Genomic DNA, 18,317 nt, shown 5'->3' with positions numbered 1-18,317 from the left:
CTCTCATGTACGATGCGACGATGCCTTGGGCGCGGCGCCCCGAGGCTGATCGAGCTCATAGACTGTTTTACCGCGCAGCTTCAATGAATCCGACACGTACAGGAAATTCTCCGAATGGCCCGCGAACAGCAGGGCATCCGACTTCATCAATGGCACAAAGCGCGACAGGATCTTGCGCTGCGTCGCCTTGTCAAAATAAATCATCACGTTGCGGCAGAAGATGACGTCGAACTGGCCCGTCAATGGCCAGCTGTCGGCCAGCAGGTTGAGCGGCTTGAAAGTGATCATCTGGCGCAGTTCCGGGCGCACCCGCACCTGTCCCTCGCGATCGCCCTTGCCGCGCAAGAAAAAGCGCCGCGCACGGTCGGCCGGCATCTTGTCGAGCCGGTCCAGGTTGTAGACGCCATTGGCGGCCGTGGCCAGCACGTTCGTGTCGATGTCCGTGGCGATGATGGTGACCGGCGGCGTGAGCGTATTGAACGCCTCGCACACCGTCATGGCGATCGAATACGGCTCCTCGCCGGTGGAACTGGCCGAACACCAGATGGTGATCGGCCCGCTCAGTTTTTTCACATGCTCGGCCAGCAGCGGGAAGTGATGCGCCTCGCGGAAGAACGACGTCAGGTTGGTCGTCAGCGCATTCGTGAACGCTTCCCACTCGTCGCCCATGCGGCCAGCTTCCAGGTCGTCCAGGTAACGGACGAACGAGGAAATGCCGGTCGCGCGCAGGCGCCGCGCCAGGCGGCTGTAGACCATCTCCTGCTTGCTGTCGGCCAGCGCGATGCCGGCCCGCTTGTAAATCATGGCGCGGACCCGTTCGAAGTCCTTGCCAGTGAAATCAAATTCCTTGACCGAATCCGTTTTAGTTTGCGGCATTTTGTTTTTACCTCTCTATGACTACTCTGACCAATGCCTTTGCAAGTATAACTAGCGGGACCGGGTTGGCGTCAGAACTCTTCCCAATCGTCGCCGCCGGCCGCCGCCAGCTTTTTCGCGGGCGGTGGCGTGCCGGCTTGCGCCGTCGTTGCCAACCGCCGTGTCGTTGCCGCCACGCTCGGCGCCGGCCGCGCCGCCGCCTTGACTACTGGCGCGGGCACGGGCATGGCCGCCTGCGCCGCGCTCTCGCCATCGAGCTTGAAGATGCTGACGGCGTCGGCCAGTTTCTGCGCCTGGTCCTGCATGCTTTCAGCCGCCGCCGCCGCCTCCTCGACCAGCGCCGCGTTTTGCTGCGTCATCTGGTCCATCTGCGCGATGGCCTGGTTGACCTCTTCGATGCCGTGGCTCTGTTCCTGCGTTGCCGCCGTGATCTCGCCCATGATGTCGGCTACCTGCCTGATCGACGTGACGATCAGGCCCATGGTCTGCCCCGCCTCGTCCACCAGGCGGCTGCCGGCATCGACCTTGTCGACCGAGTCGCCGATCAGGCCCTTGATCTCTTTCGCCGCGCCAGCCGAGCGTTGCGCCAGATTGCGCACTTCCGACGCCACCACCGCAAAGCCCCGTCCCTGCTCGCCTGCGCGCGCCGCTTCGACGGCCGCATTCAAGGCCAGGATGTTCGTCTGGAACGCGATGCCGTCGATGACGCCGATAATGTCGACGATCTTGCGCGAACTATCCTTGATGGAACCCATGGTATCGACCACTTGCGCCACCACCTTGCCGCCCTGCTCCGCCACCGACGATGCCGACACGGCCAGCTGGTTGGCCTGGCGCGCATTGTCCGCGTTCTGCTTCACGGTCGACGTCAGCTCTTCCATCGACGATGCCGTCTCTTCGAGCGAACTGGCCTGCGTTTCCGTGCGCGCCGACAGGTCCGCATTGCCGCTGGCGATCTCGCGCGACGCCACGGTGATGGTGTCCGTCCCATTGCGCACGTCGCTGACCGTCTGCACCAGGCTTTCGTTCATGTCCTTGAGCGCCTGCTGCAGCGCGCTCGTTTCATCCTTGCCTTCGACCACCACGCGCGACGTCAGCTCGCCGGCAGCGACCTTCTGCGCCACGGCCAGTGCGCCAGACAGCGGCACCGTGATCGAGCGCGTGATGAAGATGGCGCACCAGGCGCCGATCGCCACCGCCGCGCCGCCCAGGATGAACAGTACCGTCATCAGGCGCGCATCGGCCGCCAGCGAGTCGTCCATGAAGCTTTGCTGCGCCACGTGCTGCAGGTCGAGCAGCTTGTTGATATCGGCCAGCGTCGTCTTGTTCAAGGGGTCGATGCGGGTGGCAATCACCTTCGCCGCGCCCTCGCTGTTAAACGCCAGCACCTGTCCCATCGCTTCCTTGAAGGCCGCATCGACGTCGCCGTCGACCTTGGCGATATTGGCCAGCAGCGCCTTCTCGCCCTCGGACAGGCCCAGGCTGGACAGCTTGCCGCGCGCGCCGTCGTACAGCTTGCGCTGCTCGCGCACCTTGCCCTCTTCCGCCTGCATCAGCCCCACATCGCCCTGCAGGCCGATATTGCGCATGGCGATACCGGTTTCCAGCATCGCGCTTTTCATCAGCGATGCCTGCGTATTCTTTTCGCTTGCCAGCTCCAGGCCCGTGAGCAACTGGGCCTTGTTACGGTAATTCAGTGCATTCGCCGAAACGATCACTACCACCAGGATGGCGAGGATGCTGCCAAAACCTATCCCCAGCCGGGTGCCTATCTTGAAATCGCGCAAACTCATTACAGTCTCCAATATTTATGTGAACGGCGCCCGTTCAACCGGACGGCGCCGTGTTGTGGCCTGGTCTCTGACGGACCTTGCAGCCTGCCGGCGCGCCTCTGCTCGCGCCGGTACATGCATATCTGTAGTGATTCTTTGCGTGCCAAAACGGCGGCGCACCGGGCGCCGCCTTGCTGCCATGCGGCCGTTTAAGCCGCCAGCTTGTCGATCAGGCCCATCTCGCTGCTCGACATCAGCTTGTCGATGTCGACCAGGATCAGCATGCGCTCGTCGATGGTGCCCAGGCCGATCATGTAGTCGGTCGAGAAGGCGGTGCCCATTTCCGGCGCCGGTTTCACCTGCTCCGGCGTCAGGGTGGTGACGTCGGAAACGCTGTCGACCACCATGCCGACGATGCGGCCGCCGATGTTCAGGATGATCACCACCGTGAACTGGTCGTACACGGGCGTGCCCAGGTTGAACTTGATGCGCATGTCGACCACGGGAATGATGATGCCGCGCAGGTTGATCACGCCCTTGATGAATTCAGGCGCGTTGGCGATGCGGGTGACCGCTTCGTAACCACGGATTTCCTGGACCTTCAGGATATCGATGCCGTACTCTTCGGAGCCCAGCGTAAAGGCCAGGAATTCACGGCCGGCGATGTCCTTGCCGTCGCCCGCATTGCTTCCGGATGTTTGTTGAGTATCTGACATGGTGCGTTTTCCTATCTTTATCTATCGGTATTACGAAAAAATGGACTCGTCGGCCAGCTGGCGAGAGGAACGGATCAGGGCGGCGACATCGAGAATCAGCGACACGCCGCCATCGCCCAGGATGGTGGCGCCGGAAATGCCCACCACCTTACGGTAATTCGATTCGAGGTTTTTCACCACGACTTGCTGCTGCCCCACCAGGTCGTCGACGAACAGGGCCGCCTTGCGCCCTTCCGTCTCGAGGATCACGCAGATGCCTTCCGAGGGACTGGTAAAGCGCGGCGCGATGTCGAACATCTGGTACAGCGGAATCAAAGGCAGGTATTCGCCGCGCACCTTCACCACCTGGCCTTTACCGCTGATGTCCTTGATATCCTCAACGGCCGGCTGCAGGGATTCGATGACAAAGCCCAGCGGCAAAATATACACTTCGTCGCCGACTCTGATCGACATGCCGTCCAGGATGGCCAGGGTCAGCGGCAGCGAGATGGAAATCGTCGTGCCGAAGCCCTTCGCCGAACGGATATCGACGACGCCGCCCATGGCGCTGATATTGCGCTTGACGACATCCATGCCCACGCCGCGGCCCGACACGTCGGTGACCGCTTCGGCGGTGGAAAAGCCGGGCGCGAAGATCAGCTGCCACACGTCGGCATCGCTCATCGTCTCGGATACGTCCAGGCCCTGCTGCGCGGCCTTGGCCAGGATGCGCTCGCGGTTCAATCCCGCGCCGTCATCGGACACTTCGATGATGATGTTGCCGCCCTGGTGGCTGGCCGAGAGGAACAAACGGCCCGCTTCGGTCTTGCCGGCGGCCACGCGGGCGGCCGGCATTTCCACGCCATGGTCGATACTGTTGCGCACCAGGTGCGTGAGCGGGTCGACGATGCGCTCGATGAGGCCCTTGTCCAGTTCCGTGGCGGCGCCATTCGTGATGAAATCGACCTTCTTGCCCAGTTTCGTCGCCAGGTCGCGCACCATGCGCGGGAAGCGCGAAAAGACGAAATCCATCGGCATCATGCGGATCGACATCACCGCTTCCTGCAAGTCGCGCGTATTGCGCGTCAGGTGGCTGACGCTGTCGAGCAGCTTTTCATGCAGCATCGGGTCGAGCGCGCTGGCGCGCTGCTCGATCATCGCCTGCGTGATCACCAGTTCGCCCACCAGGTTGATCAGCTGGTCGACTTTCTCGATCGAGACGCGGATCGACGACGATTCGGCGCCGGCCTTGTCGCCCTCTTTCTTGGCCGGTTTCTTTTCCTGCTCCGCTTCGGCCACGGCGCTGGCCACGACCGGCGCGGCGGCAGCGCTGGCGTTGCCCGCCTTGGCCGCGTCGGCGCGAATCTGCTCCAGGGGCTGGAAAAAACCATAGCCCTGTTCGGCGTCGCTCTGCACGCCGGCGGCGGCGCGGATATCCTCGAGCGGCTGGAAGAAGCCATAGCCAGGATCGGCTTGACCCTGCGCACCAGGCGCGCCTGGCAGCGGGTCGAAGAAGCCGTAGCCCTGGGCTTTTTCCTGCGCCGCGCGGGCCGCATCGGCTTCGCCTGGCGCCAGTGGCGGCGCCTGCGTGATCACCATGTCGTCCGGGTTGAGCACGAACGAGCAGATGGCCAGGATATCATCCAGGCTTTCATGCGTCGTCACTTCCAGCACCTTGCGCGCGTCGGGCAAGGTCGACACGGCAACGTCGCCCAGCAAGCCCAGTTCGGCCGCCAGCGCATCGACTTCGCGCGGCTCCATTGCCGGCAGTTCCAGGCGGATGCGATGGCCGCCGGCATGGCTGACGGCGGCCTTTTCCGCCGTATGGAAGGCTGGCGCGACGGGCGTGAGCGCGGCCACGGGCACATCCTGCGAAAACGACTGCAGCATCATGCGCACATTGGCCACGGCATCCTGGTCGACGGCGCTGCCCAGGCGATGGCCGTCGAGCTGCATCTTGAGGATATCCTTGGCCGCCAAAAAGGCGTCGACGTGTTCCGCCGTCAGAGCCATCTGGCCCTGGCGGATACGGTCGAGCAGCGACTCGAGGATGTGCGTCACCTCGCTCATGTCGGAGAGGCCGAACGTCGATGCGCCGCCCTTGATCGAATGGGCGGTGCGGAAAATGGCATTCAGGTCTTCGGCGTCGGGCGCCGCAATATCAACGGCCAGCAGCAGCCGTTCTTTTTCAGCCAGCAGTTCTTCGGCCTCATCGAAAAAGACCTGAAAAAACTGGCTAATATCGATGGTCATAGGGTGACTCCGTCAATTGCATCGTTGTGCTGCGCGGCTGGCATCAGCCGATCACCTTCTTGACCACTTCGATCAGGCGTTGCGGATCGAAAGGCTTGACCAGCCAGCCATTGGCGCCGGCGGCACGTCCCTTCGACTTCATCTCGTCCGACGACTCCGTCGTCAGCATCAGGATGGGTACCTTCTGGTAGGTCGGCAGTTCGCGCAGCAGCTTGATCAGCTCCAGGCCATCCATGCGCGGCATGTTCTGGTCCGTCAATACCAGGTCCACGGTTTGCAGCTTGGCTTTTTCCAGTCCATCCTGGCCGTCGACGGCCTCCACCACCTGGTAACCGGCGGCTTTCAGGCTGAACGCCACCATCTGGCGCAATGAGCTGGAATCGTCCACTGCAAGTATCGTTTTGGCCATCTTTGCTCCCACTTATTCCGGGCATCCTGCCCGAGTATTTGATTAATCAATCCATGCAATCACAAGCGTTCCGCACTGGCATGCTAGAACAGCTCGATGTCGCCACTTTCCAAATGCTGTTGACTGACAGCCTTGCGCAGCACGCTGCGCAACTCCAGGCTTTGAATCGCCAGCGCCATGCTGACCCGCCCCAGCAGGGCGACAATTTCTTCATTGTCGCTCTCCGGCAACATCTCCGCGCCATGCTCGCCCAGGGTTCCGAGGAACTCCCGCAAGCCCGTCACGCGCTTCAAGGTGCGCTCGATCAGCTGGCTGGTCATGTCCTGGAACTGCAGGCTGGTGATGGCGGCATTCACATAGCCCCCCACCTCATCCTGCAATGCCAGCAATTTTTCCCGCTGCTGCTCGGCTGGAATACCGCCGTCGAGCAACAGGGCGATGGTATCTTGCTGCGCAGCAACGGCTGCGTGTATCGCCATGAAATTGAAGGACAGCTTCTCGATCGCCTCTTCCAGCAAGATGCCGGTCTGCACCAGGTCGGTTTCCACCTCCGTCAAGTGCTTGCGGCCATGGTCCGACACGCCAGACAGCAGGCGCTTTACATGCGAGCCAAGTATTTTCTTTCTTGTCATAAAGGTCTCATTGTTTCAATACACCACGCGTCGACAGCCTTGCGTGTTATTTTTTCGCCGCTACCGGGCTGGGGGCTGGTGCCGCCGCGGGGGGCGCACCGGCCGCCAGCCCGGAGGCGACAGCGGCGGAAGCGGCATCGGTCACCGGCAGCTCGATCGCCGAGCCATCGCGCAGGACATTTTCCTCCGTGCGTTTGTTCATGACGATGATGCTGATGCGCCGGTTGATCGGATTGAAGGGGTCGAGCTTGTCCAGGTGGGCGGCCGAGCCCAGTCCCACCACGCGCAATACTTTCTCTTCCTTCATGCCGCCAATCACCAGTTCGCGCCGTGACGCATTCGCGCGGTCGGCCGACAATTCCCAGTTGCTGTAGCCGGCATCGCTCATGTAGGGCGTCGAATCCGTATGGCCGGACAGGCCGATGCGGTTCGGCACTTCATTGAGCACGAAGCCGATGGCGTGCAGGATTTCCTTGGTGTACGGTTGCAGATTCGCATTGGCGAGCGCAAACATCGGACGGTTCTGCTCGTCAACGATCTGGATGCGCAAGCCTTCGCTGGTGATATCGAGCAGCAGCTGGTTCTTGTATTTTTTCAGCAGGGGATTGGCGTCGATGGTCGCTTCGATGCGCGCCTTGAGCGCCTGCAGGCGCTTGCCCTCCTCGCGTTCGAGCGCGGCCTTGGCGGAATTGAGGTCGAACGATTTGCGCTGCTGCTCTTCCTGCGCCTTGCGCACTTGTCCATCCTGGCGCGACAGGTCCTGGCCGCCGCCCTGGATGACGGAATTGCTTTCGCCGCTGCCGGAACCGCCCGCCATCGCCACTTTCAAGGGCGTCTTGAAGAATTCGGAAATGCCGTTCAAGTCGCCCTTCGAGGTGGAGCCCAGCAGCCACATCAGCAGGAAGAAGGCCATCATGGCCGTGACAAAGTCGGCGTAGGCGATTTTCCACGCCCCGCCATGGTGTCCGCCAGCCGTCTTCTTGATACGCTTGACGATAATCGGGCGCATGCCTTCATCGGCCATGGCGTCCCCCTTCCGTGTGCTGCAAATGACTCATGGTGTCCAGGCGTATATTCACTGCTTACTTCGTTTTCGATTTCTTGATGTGGTCTTCCAGCTCATTGAACGTCGGGCGCTCGGTCGAGAACAGCACCTTGCGGCCGAACTCCACGGCCAGCGCCGGCGCATAGCCGTTCAGGCTGGCCAGCAGGGTCACTTTCACGCACTGGAACATCTTGCTCGACTCTTCCAGCTTCTGCTCCAGCAGGCTGGCCAGCGGGCCGACGAAGCCATAGGCCAGCAAGATGCCGAGGAAGGTGCCGACCAGCGCGTGCGCGATCAGCATGCCCAGCTCGGCTGGCGGGATGCCCACCGATTCCATCGTGTGCACCACGCCCATCACGGCGGCGACGATACCGAAAGCGGGCAAGCCGTCACCCACCTTGGCGATCACGTGGGCCGGCACGGCGCCTTCGTGATGGTGCGTCTCGATTTCGTTGTCCATCAGATTTTCGATCTGGAACGCATCCATATTGCCCGATACCATCAGGCGCAGGTAATCGGTCATGAATTCGATGATATGGTGGTCGGCCAGCACGGCCGGATACTTGGAAAACAGCGGGCTTTCTTCGGGCTTGTCGATATCGCCTTCGATCGACATCAAGCCTTCCTTGCGCACCTTGCTGAGCACTTCAAACAGCAGCGACATCAGTTCCATGTACAGCTCTTTGGTATAGCGCGAACCCTTGAACAGGCTGGGCAAGGCGGCGATCGTTGCCTTGATGGCCTTGTTATTGTTACCAACAAGGAAGGCGCCCAGGGCGGCGCCGCCGATCATCAGCAACTCCAGCGGCTGGAACAGCGCCGCCAGATGGCCGCCGGCCATTGCGAAGCCGCCAAAGACCGAGGCGCAGACGATGATGTATCCGATTATGACTAACAAGTGCCCTGACTCCCAATAATGGCCGGTGCTGTGTGCCCGGCATGTTCAAACCTGTTCCTGTCTTCTGGCGGCAGCGCCGCCGGCGGAGACAGCGGCAAAAAAAAGCAACCGGAAGTTAATTGAAATGCGCTGCTTTTCAATGCAATTCCGAGAAAATGCCGTGTGGAACTACAATAACGTGAGATTGCCCCACGGGCAAGCAAATAACGCAGACAATTGCTTAAAAGCACCATATGTAAAGTAAAGGGCCACCCTCTGTGGCGGCGATGGTCTTATCGGGTTCGCGTGCCGCAATCTGGAATTCGTAACTAAGAAGCATGCTACCGGGCAACATTTCCCTTTCCGCCTTGCTCCACAGGGCCCCCATCGCCGCCGGCGACAGGTAGGCAAACACGGCGTCGTAGCGGCCGAAATCGAGCGCCTCGTAGTCGCCGCGCAGGAAGCGCGCGCGGCTGCCCGCCAGCCATGCGCGCAAGCGGCTTGCCAGCCACGGCAGCGGCGCCAGCTCGATGCCGGAAAACTGCCCGTCGGGGCGGCGCCGCGCCAGATCGAGCACCAGGCCGCCCAGGCCGCTGCCGATATCGATCAGCCGCACGCCGGGACGGCCCGCGATCAGCTCCGCCACCGCCTGCCACACCTTCGACCCCGACGGGTAAAACGGCACTTGCGTGCGGAACGTGGACCAGTACAGGCTCAGCAGGAAAACAAAGGCGACCAGAAACACGGCCGGGGGCAAATCGAGCCAGCTGGCCGCCAGCAAGGCGGGCGCAAACAGCAGGCCGATGGCACACCACCAGCGCGCCAGTCCCGCGCGCCACGTGATGACAGCCGCCAGCACGCCCTGCACCAGCGCCACGGCCGGCAGCGACATGGCCATGCCCGCGCGTGCCAAACCATATACCAATAGCAACATCAAGGGAAAGGCCAGCACCTGGATCAGGATGGCCTTGAGCGCGGGCGCGCGCAGGATCTGTTGCAGCATGGAATAACCAAAGGAGGAAAACGCCAGTGTAAGCGAAAGCAGCATGAAAAAGCCGGAGTGCGGTCAGGCGACCGGCTCCGGCTTGCTCTCTGTCTTATCTATGTACGGCTCAGGCAACCACGCCCGGCACGGCAGCGGCCGCTTCATCGCGCGCTTTCTTGGTCTTGCCGGCACGCGAAGGCATGTGGCACAGGCCGCACACATAATCGGCGTTCAGGTCGAGGCAGTTGACGACAAACTTGCCGCCGCACTTGCCGCAGGGCGCCATGTCCAGCATCTTGCTGCTGAAAAAGCGCACCAGGGTCCAGGCCCGCGTCAGCGACAGCAGCGGCTCTTCGCCCGCTTCAGGTGGCATTTGCTCCAGATACAGTTTATAGGCTTTCATCACGGCTTCGATGCCCGTGGCGCCGGCGTGGTCGACGAGGAATTTATGGATATTGATGAACAACGAGGAATGGATATTCGGTTGCCAGGTAATGAACCAGTCGGTGGAAAACGGCAGCATGCCCTTGGGCGGCGAAACGCCCTTCAATTCCTTGTACAGATTCAGCAGGCGTTCGCGCGACAGCGAGACTTCCGTCTCCAGCAGTTGCAAACGGGCGCCCAGCTGTATCAATTCGATGGCCAGCTGGATTTCCTGCGCTTCCGATACGACACTTTTTTTGGCCATGCTGTGTACTCCACTACTGACTGATACTGACTGATACTGCCTAACAAGGTTGCCAGAAAAATGTTCAGGGCAAGGCGCGTTGCCGACGACAGTACGAATGTACGGCGAGGCAATGCAACACCGCCATGGACGTTTTGATGGGAACCTTAGGCGATTTCTTCGACGCCCTGGCCGGCCATCAGGATGGCAGCATGCGACTGGGCCAGCGAGCGGTCTTTATTGTAGTTCGTCAACATGCCCAGGATGGCGCTGTCGTCGAAGCGGAAGCGGGCCAGCATCATGTTGCCGCCAGCCAGTTTCAGGATCTGCGCATTGCTCATGCCTTCGATCAGTTCGGCGATTTCGGCGGCAATGCCCAAACGGAAGATGGCCGTTACTTTGTCCGCACGAATCATTTGCTGGGCCAGCATCAGGTAGCTCAGGTTAGCGTCGCGAATCTCAGCCATCATGTCGTTAGCAGTCATTTCCATCTCCTCAATCCGTTGAATTCAGCTGGCGTTGTGTGTTGCCAGTGAGATACATTCTGCAGGAGCAACATTAAACGCAACAGAGGCGTAGCGCTGTATTTTTGGTCGGGGAATAGCGGATGGGATCGTAGGTGTTTGTCTGACAAACACTGCTCGATCATGGTCGCACGCCAGCAACGGCGCGGATGTGGGAGGTTGGCCCTGTACCGGATTTGCCCGACTTTTGGCCTGTAAAAAATATCACTTTTTTACAACAACTTGATAAGAATCAAGCCTGTCTACTGAGATAACGGCCGCCCTGGCAGGAACTTTAGGGCTTTTTTAAAAAATATTTAAAATATTTCCAGCGCTGCCCTGACCGATTACCGGCGTTCATGTATGTGTTGTCGGCGGCGAATCGCAGAACTTTAGGGTTTTTTGAAAATATTTTTAAAAATCGTGATTTCTTTCGTTGACGCCCCACAAGCGGGCATTTTTCGCCGTCTTTCCATGCCCGGAACCGCGCTTCGCGGCAAGGATTTGCTACACTGCCACTTCCGCGTGATACTTTAAGCCTCAAGCAATATCATGCCATCCAGACAAGTATCAATATGAAAGCCACCATGATTTCTCGACAAGACTGCAGCGCGCGCGATCTCGATGATCCTCTCGCGCCCCTGCGCCAGCAATTCGATTTGCCGCAGGGCGTGATTTACCTCGACGGCAATTCCCTGGGTGCGCGGCCGAAGGCGGCGCTGGCCCGCGCCCAGCACGTCATCACGGCAGAATGGGGCACGGACCTGATCCGCAGCTGGAATACGGCCGGCTGGTTCGACCTGCCCAAGCGCCTGGGCGATCGCCTGGCTCCGCTGCTGGGCGCCGCCACGGGCGAAGTGGTGATCACCGACACCACCTCCGTCAACCTGTTCAAGGCCCTGGCCGCCGCCCTGCAGATGCAAGCCGGCGATCCTGCGCAGGCCGCGCGCAGAATCATCGTCAGCGAACGCAGCAATTTCCCCACCGACCTGTACATGGCGCAAGGCCTGGCCGCCTGGCTCGACCGCGGCTACCAGCTGCGCCTGGTCGACAGCCCCGACGAACTGGCGCAAGCCATCGATGCCGATTGCGCCGTCGCCATGCTCACGCACGTCAATTACCGTACGGGCTACCAGCACGACATGGCCGCCATCAGCAGCCATTGCCACGCGCAGGGCGCGCTGGCGCTGTGGGACCTGGCCCATTCGGCCGGCGCCGTGCCGCTGGACCTGAACGGCGCCGGCGCCGACCTGGCCGTCGGCTGCACCTATAAATACCTGAATGGCGGTCCCGGCTCGCCCGCCTTCATCTGGGTGCCGGAAAAACACCAGGCGCGCTTCCGCCAGCCTTTGTCCGGCTGGTGGGGCCACGCCACGCCGTTCGCCATGGAGCCGGGCTTCGCGCCCGCCGACGGCATCGCCCGCGCCCTGTGCGGCACGCAGCCGATACTCTCGCTGGCCCTCGTCGAATGCGGCCTCGATATCTTTGCGCAAACGAGCATGGAAGCCATCCGCCGCAAGTCGCTGGCCCTGACTGACCTGTTCATCGCGCTGGTGGAACAGCGCTGCGCCAGCCATCCGCTGGGCCTCGTCACCCCGCGCGAGCATGCGCGGCGCGGCAGCCAGGTCAGCTTCACGCACCCGCACGGCTATGCCGTGATGCAGGCGCTGATCGCGCGCGGCGTGATCGGCGACTACCGCGAACCGGCCATCATGCGCTTTGGCTTCACGCCCCTGTACACGAGCTTTGCCGACGTGTGGGATGCCGTGGAAATCCTGCGCGACATCCTCGACACACTAGCCTACGACATCGCCGCCAAGCGCGATGCGGTCACCTGAGCCATCCCATGAGCGACGACAAGAATATGAACAAGGAAAACACCAGCGGCTGCCCCATGCATGCCGGCGGCCAGGATGCGCAGTGGCACGGCGCGCAGATGGATTTCAGCGAATCTATGAGCTACGGCAACTACCTGGCGCTGGACCGCATCCTCACGGCCCAGCATCCGCTGTCGCCGAACCACAACGAGATGCTGTTCATCGTGCAGCACCAGACGAGCGAATTGTGGATGAAGCTGATGCTGCACGAGATGCACGCCGTGCGCGCCAACCTGCAAAGCGGCGACCTGGCGCCCGCCTTCAAAATGCTGGCCCGCGTGGCGCGCATCATGGACCAGCTGGTGCATGCCTGGGACGTGCTGGCCACCATGACGCCGCCCGAATACACGGCCATCCGCCCCTACCTGGGCGCCTCGTCCGGCTTCCAGTCCTTCCAGTACCGCGAAATCGAATTCATCCTGGGGAACAAGAACGCCGCCCTGCTCAACGTGCATACGACGGCGCCGGAAAACTACAAAGTGCTCGACGCCGCCCTGCGCGCGCCATCCGTCTACGATGAGTCGATCAAGCTGCTGGCGCGCAGCGGCTTGCCCATCTCCGCCGAGCGGCTGAACGCCGACTGGACCCTGCCGACAACCTCCGACGCGTCGGTAAAGGCGGCGTGGCTGGAAGTCTACCGCGACCCGTCGAAACACTGGGCCCTGTACGAACTGGCCGAAAAGCTGGTCGACCTGGAAACGGCCTTCCGCTTCTGGCGCTTCCGCCATGTGACGACGGTCGAGCGCATCATCGGCTTCAAGACGGGCACGGGCGGCACGGCGGGCGTGAGCTATTTGCGCAAGATGCTCGACGTGGTATTGTTCCCGGAGTTGTTCGCCTTGCGTACCGAACTTTAAGGAGCATCGATGTCGCCTCTCGTCCTGACCCTGGCCGGCCTGTGGAATTCCGGGCCGCAGCACTGGCAAACCCATTGGGAAGCGCGCCACCCGCAATGGTCGCGCGTGCCGCACCGGGAATGGCAGACGCCGGACAAGGACGAATGGGTGGCGGAACTCGATCGCGCCATCGCCGCCTGCGAGCGCCCACCCGTGCTGGCCGCCCACAGCCTGGCTTGCACGCTGGTGGCCCATTGGGCGGCCAGCGGCTCGCCGCACAAGATCGCCGGCGCCTTCCTCGTCGCTCCCAGCGATGTGGAAGCGCCCTCCTACCCATCCGGCACGACGGGCTTTGCGCCGATGCCGCTGCAAGCCTTGCCGTTTCCCAGCCTGGTGGTGGCCAGCGGCGATGATCCCTACGTCAGCTTCGCGCGGGCACGCGCGTTTGCCGCCGCCTGGGGCAGCGATTTCACCATGATCGGCGACGCCGGCCATATCAACGGCGACGCCGGCTACGGCCCCTGGCCGGACGGCGAACAGCTGCTGCTGGATTTTTGCGCCGCGCACCAGCCTTGAACCAGGGCGCGCACGATAGGGGCGTATTTGCCCACAAGTAAGAACGCAGGCAGAATCGTGGCCTTTCCATTGCGGCGCCCCGGCGCCAGCCCCACGATGAAACGTCTGCTTCTGCCCTTGCTGCTCTGCTCCGCCCTCGCCCACGGCGCGCCCTTTTATGAAGGCAAGAACCTCGCCCATCCTGCCATCAGCGCCTCGCAGGACAGCGGCCTCGATATCGCCTTCCTCAAGGAAAAAGAAGGCGTCAACGGCTATTACTGCGAGTGCAAGAGCGGCAGCGCGAAACCCATTTTGCTCGACCAGTTCGGCAACGCCGTCATCCGCTCCGTCTTCTACGCGTCACTGGACCAGGAGACGGACGACAGCGTGCAAACCATGCTGGTGCTGCTGCGCCAGGGCGACAAGAACGGCTTGCGCGCCTACCGCTACCATCGCAGCTCCGGCAAATACCGGCGCCTCGATGGCTTGCAGCCAGCCTTGAACCGCATCGTGGCGCAAAGCAGTGCTCCCAACGCGGGCCAGGTCAAGGCCGCGCTGGCCAAGCTGGCGCCGATGGACTACAGCGTCCCGCGCGGCAAGAGCGGCAATGCGGACTTCGACGCCATCGACCATACGCAAGGCACCATCGTCGGCTACTACAGCGATGACGGCAAGCCCGTGGCCAGTGCCGGCAAGGACGCCATCACCTACAAGAAAACCTTCCAGAAGAAAGGCGAGCGTTTTCTCACCGCCAGCTACACCCTGTACAGCGATGCGGGCGCGGGCATCCTGCCCAACTACCGCCTGTGGCAAGTGACGTGGGAAACGGCGCCAAAGCAATTCACCGGCAGCGCAGATGGCCCGTCCGTCATCTACAGCCTGGCCTGGGACGACGGCTCGGTGGTCGAGCGGGGCGAGTACGTGAAAGGCAAGCGCCAGGGACTGTGGGTACGCGAAGGCATGCACGAAGGCAGCGAAAAGGGCCATTACGTCAACGGCCTGCAGGAAGGCATGTGGTACTTCAATTATCCCAGGCAGAGCGAGAGCGGCATATACCGGGCCGGCAAGCGCGAAGGCCGCTGGACCGTCGTCAACTATGCCGATGCAGAGGAAGTGACGGGCTTCGACACCTATGCGGGCGGCCAGCTGAACGGCCCGCACGAACGCAGCATGGGCGGCAAGCTGCAAACGCGCGGCAACTACGTAAACGGCACGCGCCATGGCGCGTGGATCACGGAAGACGGCGACGGCAGCTTTATCGACGGCTTGCGCGACGGGCCGTGGAAGCTCAAGCTCAAGGACAAGGTCACGCAAAGCGTCACTTTCGTGCAAGGCAAAAAACAGGGCGAGGCCCTCGACAAGGATGCGCAAGGCGCGCTGCGCGTGCGCGACCATTACCAGGCGGGCGTGCTCGATGGCAGCCGCACCCGCTATCTGGGCCCGGCCGGCAAGGAATACGTGGTCTACACGGCTACCTACCACAACGGCCAGCTCGATGGGCGCGAACAGGCGTTCGACGACAGCGGCAAGATCCTGCGCCTCGATACCCTATGGGACAACGGCAAGAAGCAGGGCCTGGACGCGCGCTACTACCCGAACGGCAAGCCGGAACGCCTGGCTGTCATCGACCAGGGCCGCCTGCTCACGCACCTGCGCGAGTACTATGAGGACGGCCAGCTGCTCAACGACATCCACCGCTGCACCTTCAAGGAGTACGGCAGCACGCGCGACGACGTATGCGAGTACCACCACATGTACTACCCGGACGGCAAGCCGCAGTATTACTATGCATTCCAGTACGGCCAGCGCCAGGAAGGCTATTCGAACTACCCGAACGGCAAGCGCAAGGACGAACTGCTGGTCGACCGCGCCGCCGACACCTCCGTCGTCAACGCCTATTACGAAAGCGGCCAGCTCAAATGCACGGAGCCGCGCAGCGGCCACAGCACGCGCACGGTGAATGGCCAGACCATGATCAGCTATGGCTCGGCCGACCGCGACGGCGACAATATCTGCTACCACCCGAACGGCAAGGTGGCCAGCATCTACACCTTCCGCAAGCGCGTGCTCGTGGAGTGCGGCAAGCGCTACGACGACACGGGCAAGCAGACGTTCCCCGGGCCGGAAGGCTGCCCGCCCCCCAGGAAGGTGGACTACCCGATAGGACTATGACAATGACGCAAACAAGACAGCCGCAGCGCATCCAGAATCCTGAGCGCATCGACGCCGCGGCGATCCGCGCCGCCATCGCCAGCGGCCAGCAGGTGCTGGTGCAGTTCGATACCCTGGCCGAGCCGGGGCCGCTGCTGGCCGACCTCGACGCCCTGGCCGTCACCTGCGGCACGGCGCTGACCATCCGCATCTACGGCTATGACCCGAGGGTGTTCGATGCCCGCATCCTGCGCGCGCTGCCGCATGTGGCCAGCCTGTCCATCGATTGCCACCGGCAAGCCATCCATCTGGAAGTGCTGGGCGAGCTGCGGCATCTGAAGCGCCTGAGCCTGGGCGTCTACCAGCTGGCGGAGGGCGACATCCTGCAGCTGGATAATTTGCGCGGCCTCGAATACCTGAACCTGGGCGAATCGGCCAAGAACAATATCGACCTGGCGCCCCTGCGCCACTACGCGCAGCTGGCCAGCCTGGTCCTCGAAGGCCACAGCAAGCATATCGACACCCTGGCCGGCCTGCCGGCGCTGCACGAGCTGTCGCTGTACCGCATCAAGAACAAGGTGCCGCTGGATTTCATCTCGGCGATGGACCGCCTGGACAGGCTGCTGCTGCAATTGGGCGGCCGCGAATCGCTCGCCCACATCGAGGCGCCGCTGTTGAAGAAACTGGAAGTGATACGCGTGCGCGGCCTGGAAACGCTGGGCGACATCGGCCGCTTCCCGCTGCTGCAGGCGCTATGGGTGGAGGACCAGATCAAGCTGCGGCAGATCGTGCTGGGGGCCAATCCCGTGCTCGAACGCCTGGACCTGCACACCTGCAAGACACTCGACAGCCTGCCCGGCCTCGCCGCCCTGCCCGCACTGCGCCAGCTGTCGGCATCCGAGACCATGCTCGACGTCGACGCACTGCTGCAGGATATGCCCGCGTCGCTCACGCACGTGCGCCTGCGCACGGGCAAAAAAACACGCGACGACGCCATCGCGGCGCAGCTGGCGCAACTGGGCTACGACAGCGCGCGCGCAGTATTGACCTAGCGGACCTGGCGGCTGGCTACCAGCTTGCGCTGCCACAGCGCCACGTCGATCATCACGCCATCTGCGCCCGTGTTGCGGATGTAGACCCTGTAGCTGCCCTGCCCCATGTCACCATCGAGGTAGGCCGTGCGTTCGTTTCGCTGCAGCCTGGCGCCCTTGGCCAGCTGGCGGTAGCGCTCGACCACCGTGTCGAAGCTGGCATAGCTGCGCAGCGCCACTTCCAGGTCGCGCGGAGGGCGGCCTTCGGCATGGTCCAGCACATTGTTCTGTTTCTTGCCCTTCAGCGTGAGCGGATAGGCAAACACGCCGGCGCCGGCCGACGTCAGCACCGTGGATTTATCGAGCAGCAGCGGCAGCAGCGCCGGCGGATACGCGGGCGGCAGCTGGGCGCGGTTCCAGCCCGGCAAGGCCGGCTGCGCCAGCACATATTCGACGCTGGCGATCTTCTGCCCGTCGGCGCCCGCTTCCTTGTCGCCCGCGATCAGCGCCAGCATGGGCGGCAATTGCCGGGCCCAGGCCAGCAAGGGCGCCGCATCCCCGACCAGCATGCCCTTGCGGTGGAACACCGTCAGCACCGCATTCGGATCGGGATTGCAGACTTTCGCCAACGGCTGCCCCTCCAGGCGGCAATGCCCGTTGACCAGGCCAAAGGCGATGATGGCGCCGCGCTTGTCGAGCAGCATGGCGCCGCGTTCGCGGCCCTGCTTGCGGTCATTCATCGAGGCCAGCAACTGGCGGCTATCGGCCAGCACGCTGCGCGTGGCGTCGCGCTTTTCGCTGATCGCTTCAAGCGCCTGCGCCAGCAGCAGTTCATCGTCTTCCGTGTAGCTGCCGCGCGCGTAACCGAAGAAATCGAACAGGGCGGCGCGCACTTGCGGGTCTTCGCTCAGGCGCGGCAAGGGGCCGCCTGTCAACAGGGAGGACAGGCTTTTCCCGGCCGGCGCCGAGGGTGCAGCCGTGGCGCGGGCAGGCTGGGAAAGGACGCAAGCCGCTGCCAGCAAGGCGCCGCCCAAGGTGCGGTAATTCGAAAAAATGATATGCATGATTCTGTCTGTCGGTGATTTGACCGCGATTCCGGCCACGCATGGCGCGCCGGCGATTCTAGCATGGCGCCAGTCCCCATGCGGTGCGG

General features: G+C 62.6%; 17 protein-coding genes. 5 read left to right on the top strand and 12 right to left on the bottom strand.

Translation table 11 applies throughout. The features are described from left to right. Nucleotides 1–3 precede the first annotated feature (3 nt). The 11 genes from JAB1_RS03570 to flhD all read right to left on the bottom strand — a co-directional run bounded on the left by JAB1_RS03570 (nucleotide 4) and on the right by flhD (nucleotide 10,696). Nucleotides 4–876 carry a CheR family methyltransferase gene (locus tag JAB1_RS03570; RefSeq protein ID WP_070278818.1) on the bottom strand — a complete coding sequence of 291 codons (873 nt, stop codon included), beginning with the start codon at nucleotides 874–876 and terminating at the stop codon, nucleotides 4–6. A 71-nt stretch (nucleotides 877–947) separates the two neighbouring features. Further along, nucleotides 948–2,669, bottom strand: coding sequence for a methyl-accepting chemotaxis protein (locus tag JAB1_RS03565; RefSeq protein ID WP_070278817.1), 1,722 nt, complete (start codon nucleotides 2,667–2,669; stop codon nucleotides 948–950). A gap of 188 nt (nucleotides 2,670–2,857) precedes the next feature. Next, nucleotides 2,858–3,364, bottom strand: a complete 507-nt coding sequence (locus JAB1_RS03560) for a chemotaxis protein CheW (RefSeq protein WP_034758356.1) — start codon at nucleotides 3,362–3,364, stop codon at nucleotides 2,858–2,860. A 30-nt stretch (nucleotides 3,365–3,394) separates the two neighbouring features. Beyond that, a complete protein-coding gene (gene cheA, locus JAB1_RS03555) occupies nucleotides 3,395–5,596 on the bottom strand; it encodes a chemotaxis protein CheA (RefSeq protein WP_034778020.1) in 2,202 nt (733 codons plus the stop codon). A 43-nt stretch (nucleotides 5,597–5,639) separates the two neighbouring features. Continuing rightward, a complete protein-coding gene (locus JAB1_RS03550; protein ID WP_034758362.1) occupies nucleotides 5,640–6,005 on the bottom strand; it encodes a response regulator in 366 nt (121 codons plus the stop codon). Nucleotides 6,006–6,088: 83 nt separating this feature from the next. Continuing rightward, nucleotides 6,089–6,637, bottom strand: coding sequence for a hypothetical protein (locus JAB1_RS03545; protein WP_034758366.1), 549 nt, complete (start codon nucleotides 6,635–6,637; stop codon nucleotides 6,089–6,091). 46 nt (nucleotides 6,638–6,683) lie between these two features. Continuing rightward, nucleotides 6,684–7,661 (bottom strand): flagellar motor protein MotB, encoded by a 978-nt coding sequence (motB, locus tag JAB1_RS03540; RefSeq protein WP_034778017.1) that lies wholly within the window; start codon nucleotides 7,659–7,661, stop codon nucleotides 6,684–6,686. Between the two features lie 58 nt (nucleotides 7,662–7,719). Continuing rightward, nucleotides 7,720–8,580, bottom strand: coding sequence for a flagellar motor stator protein MotA (gene motA, locus JAB1_RS03535; RefSeq protein ID WP_034778015.1), 861 nt, complete (start codon nucleotides 8,578–8,580; stop codon nucleotides 7,720–7,722). 220 nt (nucleotides 8,581–8,800) lie between these two features. Further along, complete coding sequence (locus JAB1_RS03530) at nucleotides 8,801–9,562, bottom strand: class I SAM-dependent methyltransferase (protein ID WP_070278864.1); 762 nt, start codon at nucleotides 9,560–9,562, stop codon at nucleotides 8,801–8,803. A 109-nt stretch (nucleotides 9,563–9,671) separates the two neighbouring features. Further along, nucleotides 9,672–10,232: a flagellar transcriptional regulator FlhC gene (flhC, locus tag JAB1_RS03525; RefSeq protein WP_034778011.1), complete on the bottom strand. Its 561-nt coding sequence runs from the start codon at nucleotides 10,230–10,232 to the stop codon at nucleotides 9,672–9,674. A gap of 146 nt (nucleotides 10,233–10,378) precedes the next feature. Beyond that, nucleotides 10,379–10,696, bottom strand: coding sequence for a flagellar transcriptional regulator FlhD (flhD, locus tag JAB1_RS03520; protein WP_034758381.1), 318 nt, complete (start codon nucleotides 10,694–10,696; stop codon nucleotides 10,379–10,381). Nucleotides 10,697–11,301: 605 nt separating this feature from the next. Here flhD and kynU point away from each other — a divergent pair. The 5 genes from kynU (at nucleotide 11,302) to JAB1_RS03495 (ending at nucleotide 17,185) form a co-directional block, all read left to right on the top strand. Then, nucleotides 11,302–12,552, top strand: a complete 1,251-nt coding sequence (kynU, locus tag JAB1_RS03515) for a kynureninase (protein ID WP_070278862.1) — start codon at nucleotides 11,302–11,304, stop codon at nucleotides 12,550–12,552. An 8-nt stretch (nucleotides 12,553–12,560) separates the two neighbouring features. Further along, complete coding sequence (gene kynA / locus JAB1_RS03510) at nucleotides 12,561–13,448, top strand: tryptophan 2,3-dioxygenase (protein ID WP_070278816.1); 888 nt, start codon at nucleotides 12,561–12,563, stop codon at nucleotides 13,446–13,448. Nucleotides 13,449–13,457: 9 nt separating this feature from the next. Beyond that, nucleotides 13,458–14,003, top strand: coding sequence for an alpha/beta hydrolase (locus JAB1_RS03505; RefSeq protein WP_034778004.1), 546 nt, complete (start codon nucleotides 13,458–13,460; stop codon nucleotides 14,001–14,003). A 96-nt stretch (nucleotides 14,004–14,099) separates the two neighbouring features. Then, nucleotides 14,100–16,154 (top strand): hypothetical protein, encoded by a 2,055-nt coding sequence (locus tag JAB1_RS03500; RefSeq protein WP_070278815.1) that lies wholly within the window; start codon nucleotides 14,100–14,102, stop codon nucleotides 16,152–16,154. Between the two features lie 2 nt (nucleotides 16,155–16,156). Beyond that, nucleotides 16,157–17,185 (top strand): hypothetical protein, encoded by a 1,029-nt coding sequence (locus JAB1_RS03495; protein WP_070278814.1) that lies wholly within the window; start codon nucleotides 16,157–16,159, stop codon nucleotides 17,183–17,185. On the opposite strand, the gene JAB1_RS03490 is transcribed toward JAB1_RS03495, so the two are convergent. Beyond that, the gene (locus JAB1_RS03490; RefSeq protein ID WP_083299545.1) at nucleotides 17,182–18,228 is read right to left on the bottom strand and encodes a hypothetical protein; all 1,047 of its coding nucleotides are present in this window, start codon (nucleotides 18,226–18,228) and stop codon (nucleotides 17,182–17,184) included. The genes JAB1_RS03495 and JAB1_RS03490 overlap by 4 nt on opposite strands. Nucleotides 18,229–18,317 lie beyond the last annotated feature (89 nt).

The sequence above is a fragment of the Janthinobacterium sp. MP5059B genome (assembly GCF_001758645.1).
GTDB classification, from domain to species: Bacteria; Pseudomonadota; Gammaproteobacteria; order Burkholderiales; family Burkholderiaceae_D; genus Janthinobacterium; species Janthinobacterium lividum.
The sequence above is the reverse complement of the archived record's forward strand: the minus strand, read 5'-3'. Positions and strand labels throughout refer to the sequence as shown.

What these genes read in the sequence shown, in the direction of transcription:
- JAB1_RS03570 (WP_070278818.1), bottom strand. Translation starts at nt 876, where the DNA reads ATGCCGCAAACTAAAACGGATTCGGTCAAGGAATTTGATTTCACTGGC.
- JAB1_RS03565 (WP_070278817.1), bottom strand. Translation starts at nt 2,669, where the DNA reads ATGAGTTTGCGCGATTTCAAGATAGGCACCCGGCTGGGGATAGGTTTT.
- JAB1_RS03560 (WP_034758356.1), bottom strand. Translation starts at nt 3,364, where the DNA reads ATGTCAGATACTCAACAAACATCCGGAAGCAATGCGGGCGACGGCAAG.
- cheA (WP_034778020.1), bottom strand. Translation starts at nt 5,596, where the DNA reads ATGACCATCGATATTAGCCAGTTTTTTCAGGTCTTTTTCGATGAGGCC.
- JAB1_RS03550 (WP_034758362.1), bottom strand. Translation starts at nt 6,005, where the DNA reads ATGGCCAAAACGATACTTGCAGTGGACGATTCCAGCTCATTGCGCCAG.
- JAB1_RS03545 (WP_034758366.1), bottom strand. Translation starts at nt 6,637, where the DNA reads ATGACAAGAAAGAAAATACTTGGCTCGCATGTAAAGCGCCTGCTGTCT.
- motB (WP_034778017.1), bottom strand. Translation starts at nt 7,661, where the DNA reads ATGGCCGATGAAGGCATGCGCCCGATTATCGTCAAGCGTATCAAGAAG.
- JAB1_RS03530 (WP_070278864.1), bottom strand. Translation starts at nt 9,562, where the DNA reads ATGCTGCAACAGATCCTGCGCGCGCCCGCGCTCAAGGCCATCCTGATC.
- flhC (WP_034778011.1), bottom strand. Translation starts at nt 10,232, where the DNA reads ATGGCCAAAAAAAGTGTCGTATCGGAAGCGCAGGAAATCCAGCTGGCC.
- flhD (WP_034758381.1), bottom strand. Translation starts at nt 10,696, where the DNA reads ATGACTGCTAACGACATGATGGCTGAGATTCGCGACGCTAACCTGAGC.
- kynU (WP_070278862.1), top strand. Translation starts at nt 11,302, where the DNA reads ATGATTTCTCGACAAGACTGCAGCGCGCGCGATCTCGATGATCCTCTC.
- kynA (WP_070278816.1), top strand. Translation starts at nt 12,561, where the DNA reads ATGAGCGACGACAAGAATATGAACAAGGAAAACACCAGCGGCTGCCCC.
- JAB1_RS03505 (WP_034778004.1), top strand. Translation starts at nt 13,458, where the DNA reads ATGTCGCCTCTCGTCCTGACCCTGGCCGGCCTGTGGAATTCCGGGCCG.
- JAB1_RS03500 (WP_070278815.1), top strand. Translation starts at nt 14,100, where the DNA reads ATGAAACGTCTGCTTCTGCCCTTGCTGCTCTGCTCCGCCCTCGCCCAC.
- JAB1_RS03495 (WP_070278814.1), top strand. Translation starts at nt 16,157, where the DNA reads ATGACGCAAACAAGACAGCCGCAGCGCATCCAGAATCCTGAGCGCATC.
- JAB1_RS03490 (WP_083299545.1), bottom strand. Translation starts at nt 18,228, where the DNA reads ATGCATATCATTTTTTCGAATTACCGCACCTTGGGCGGCGCCTTGCTG.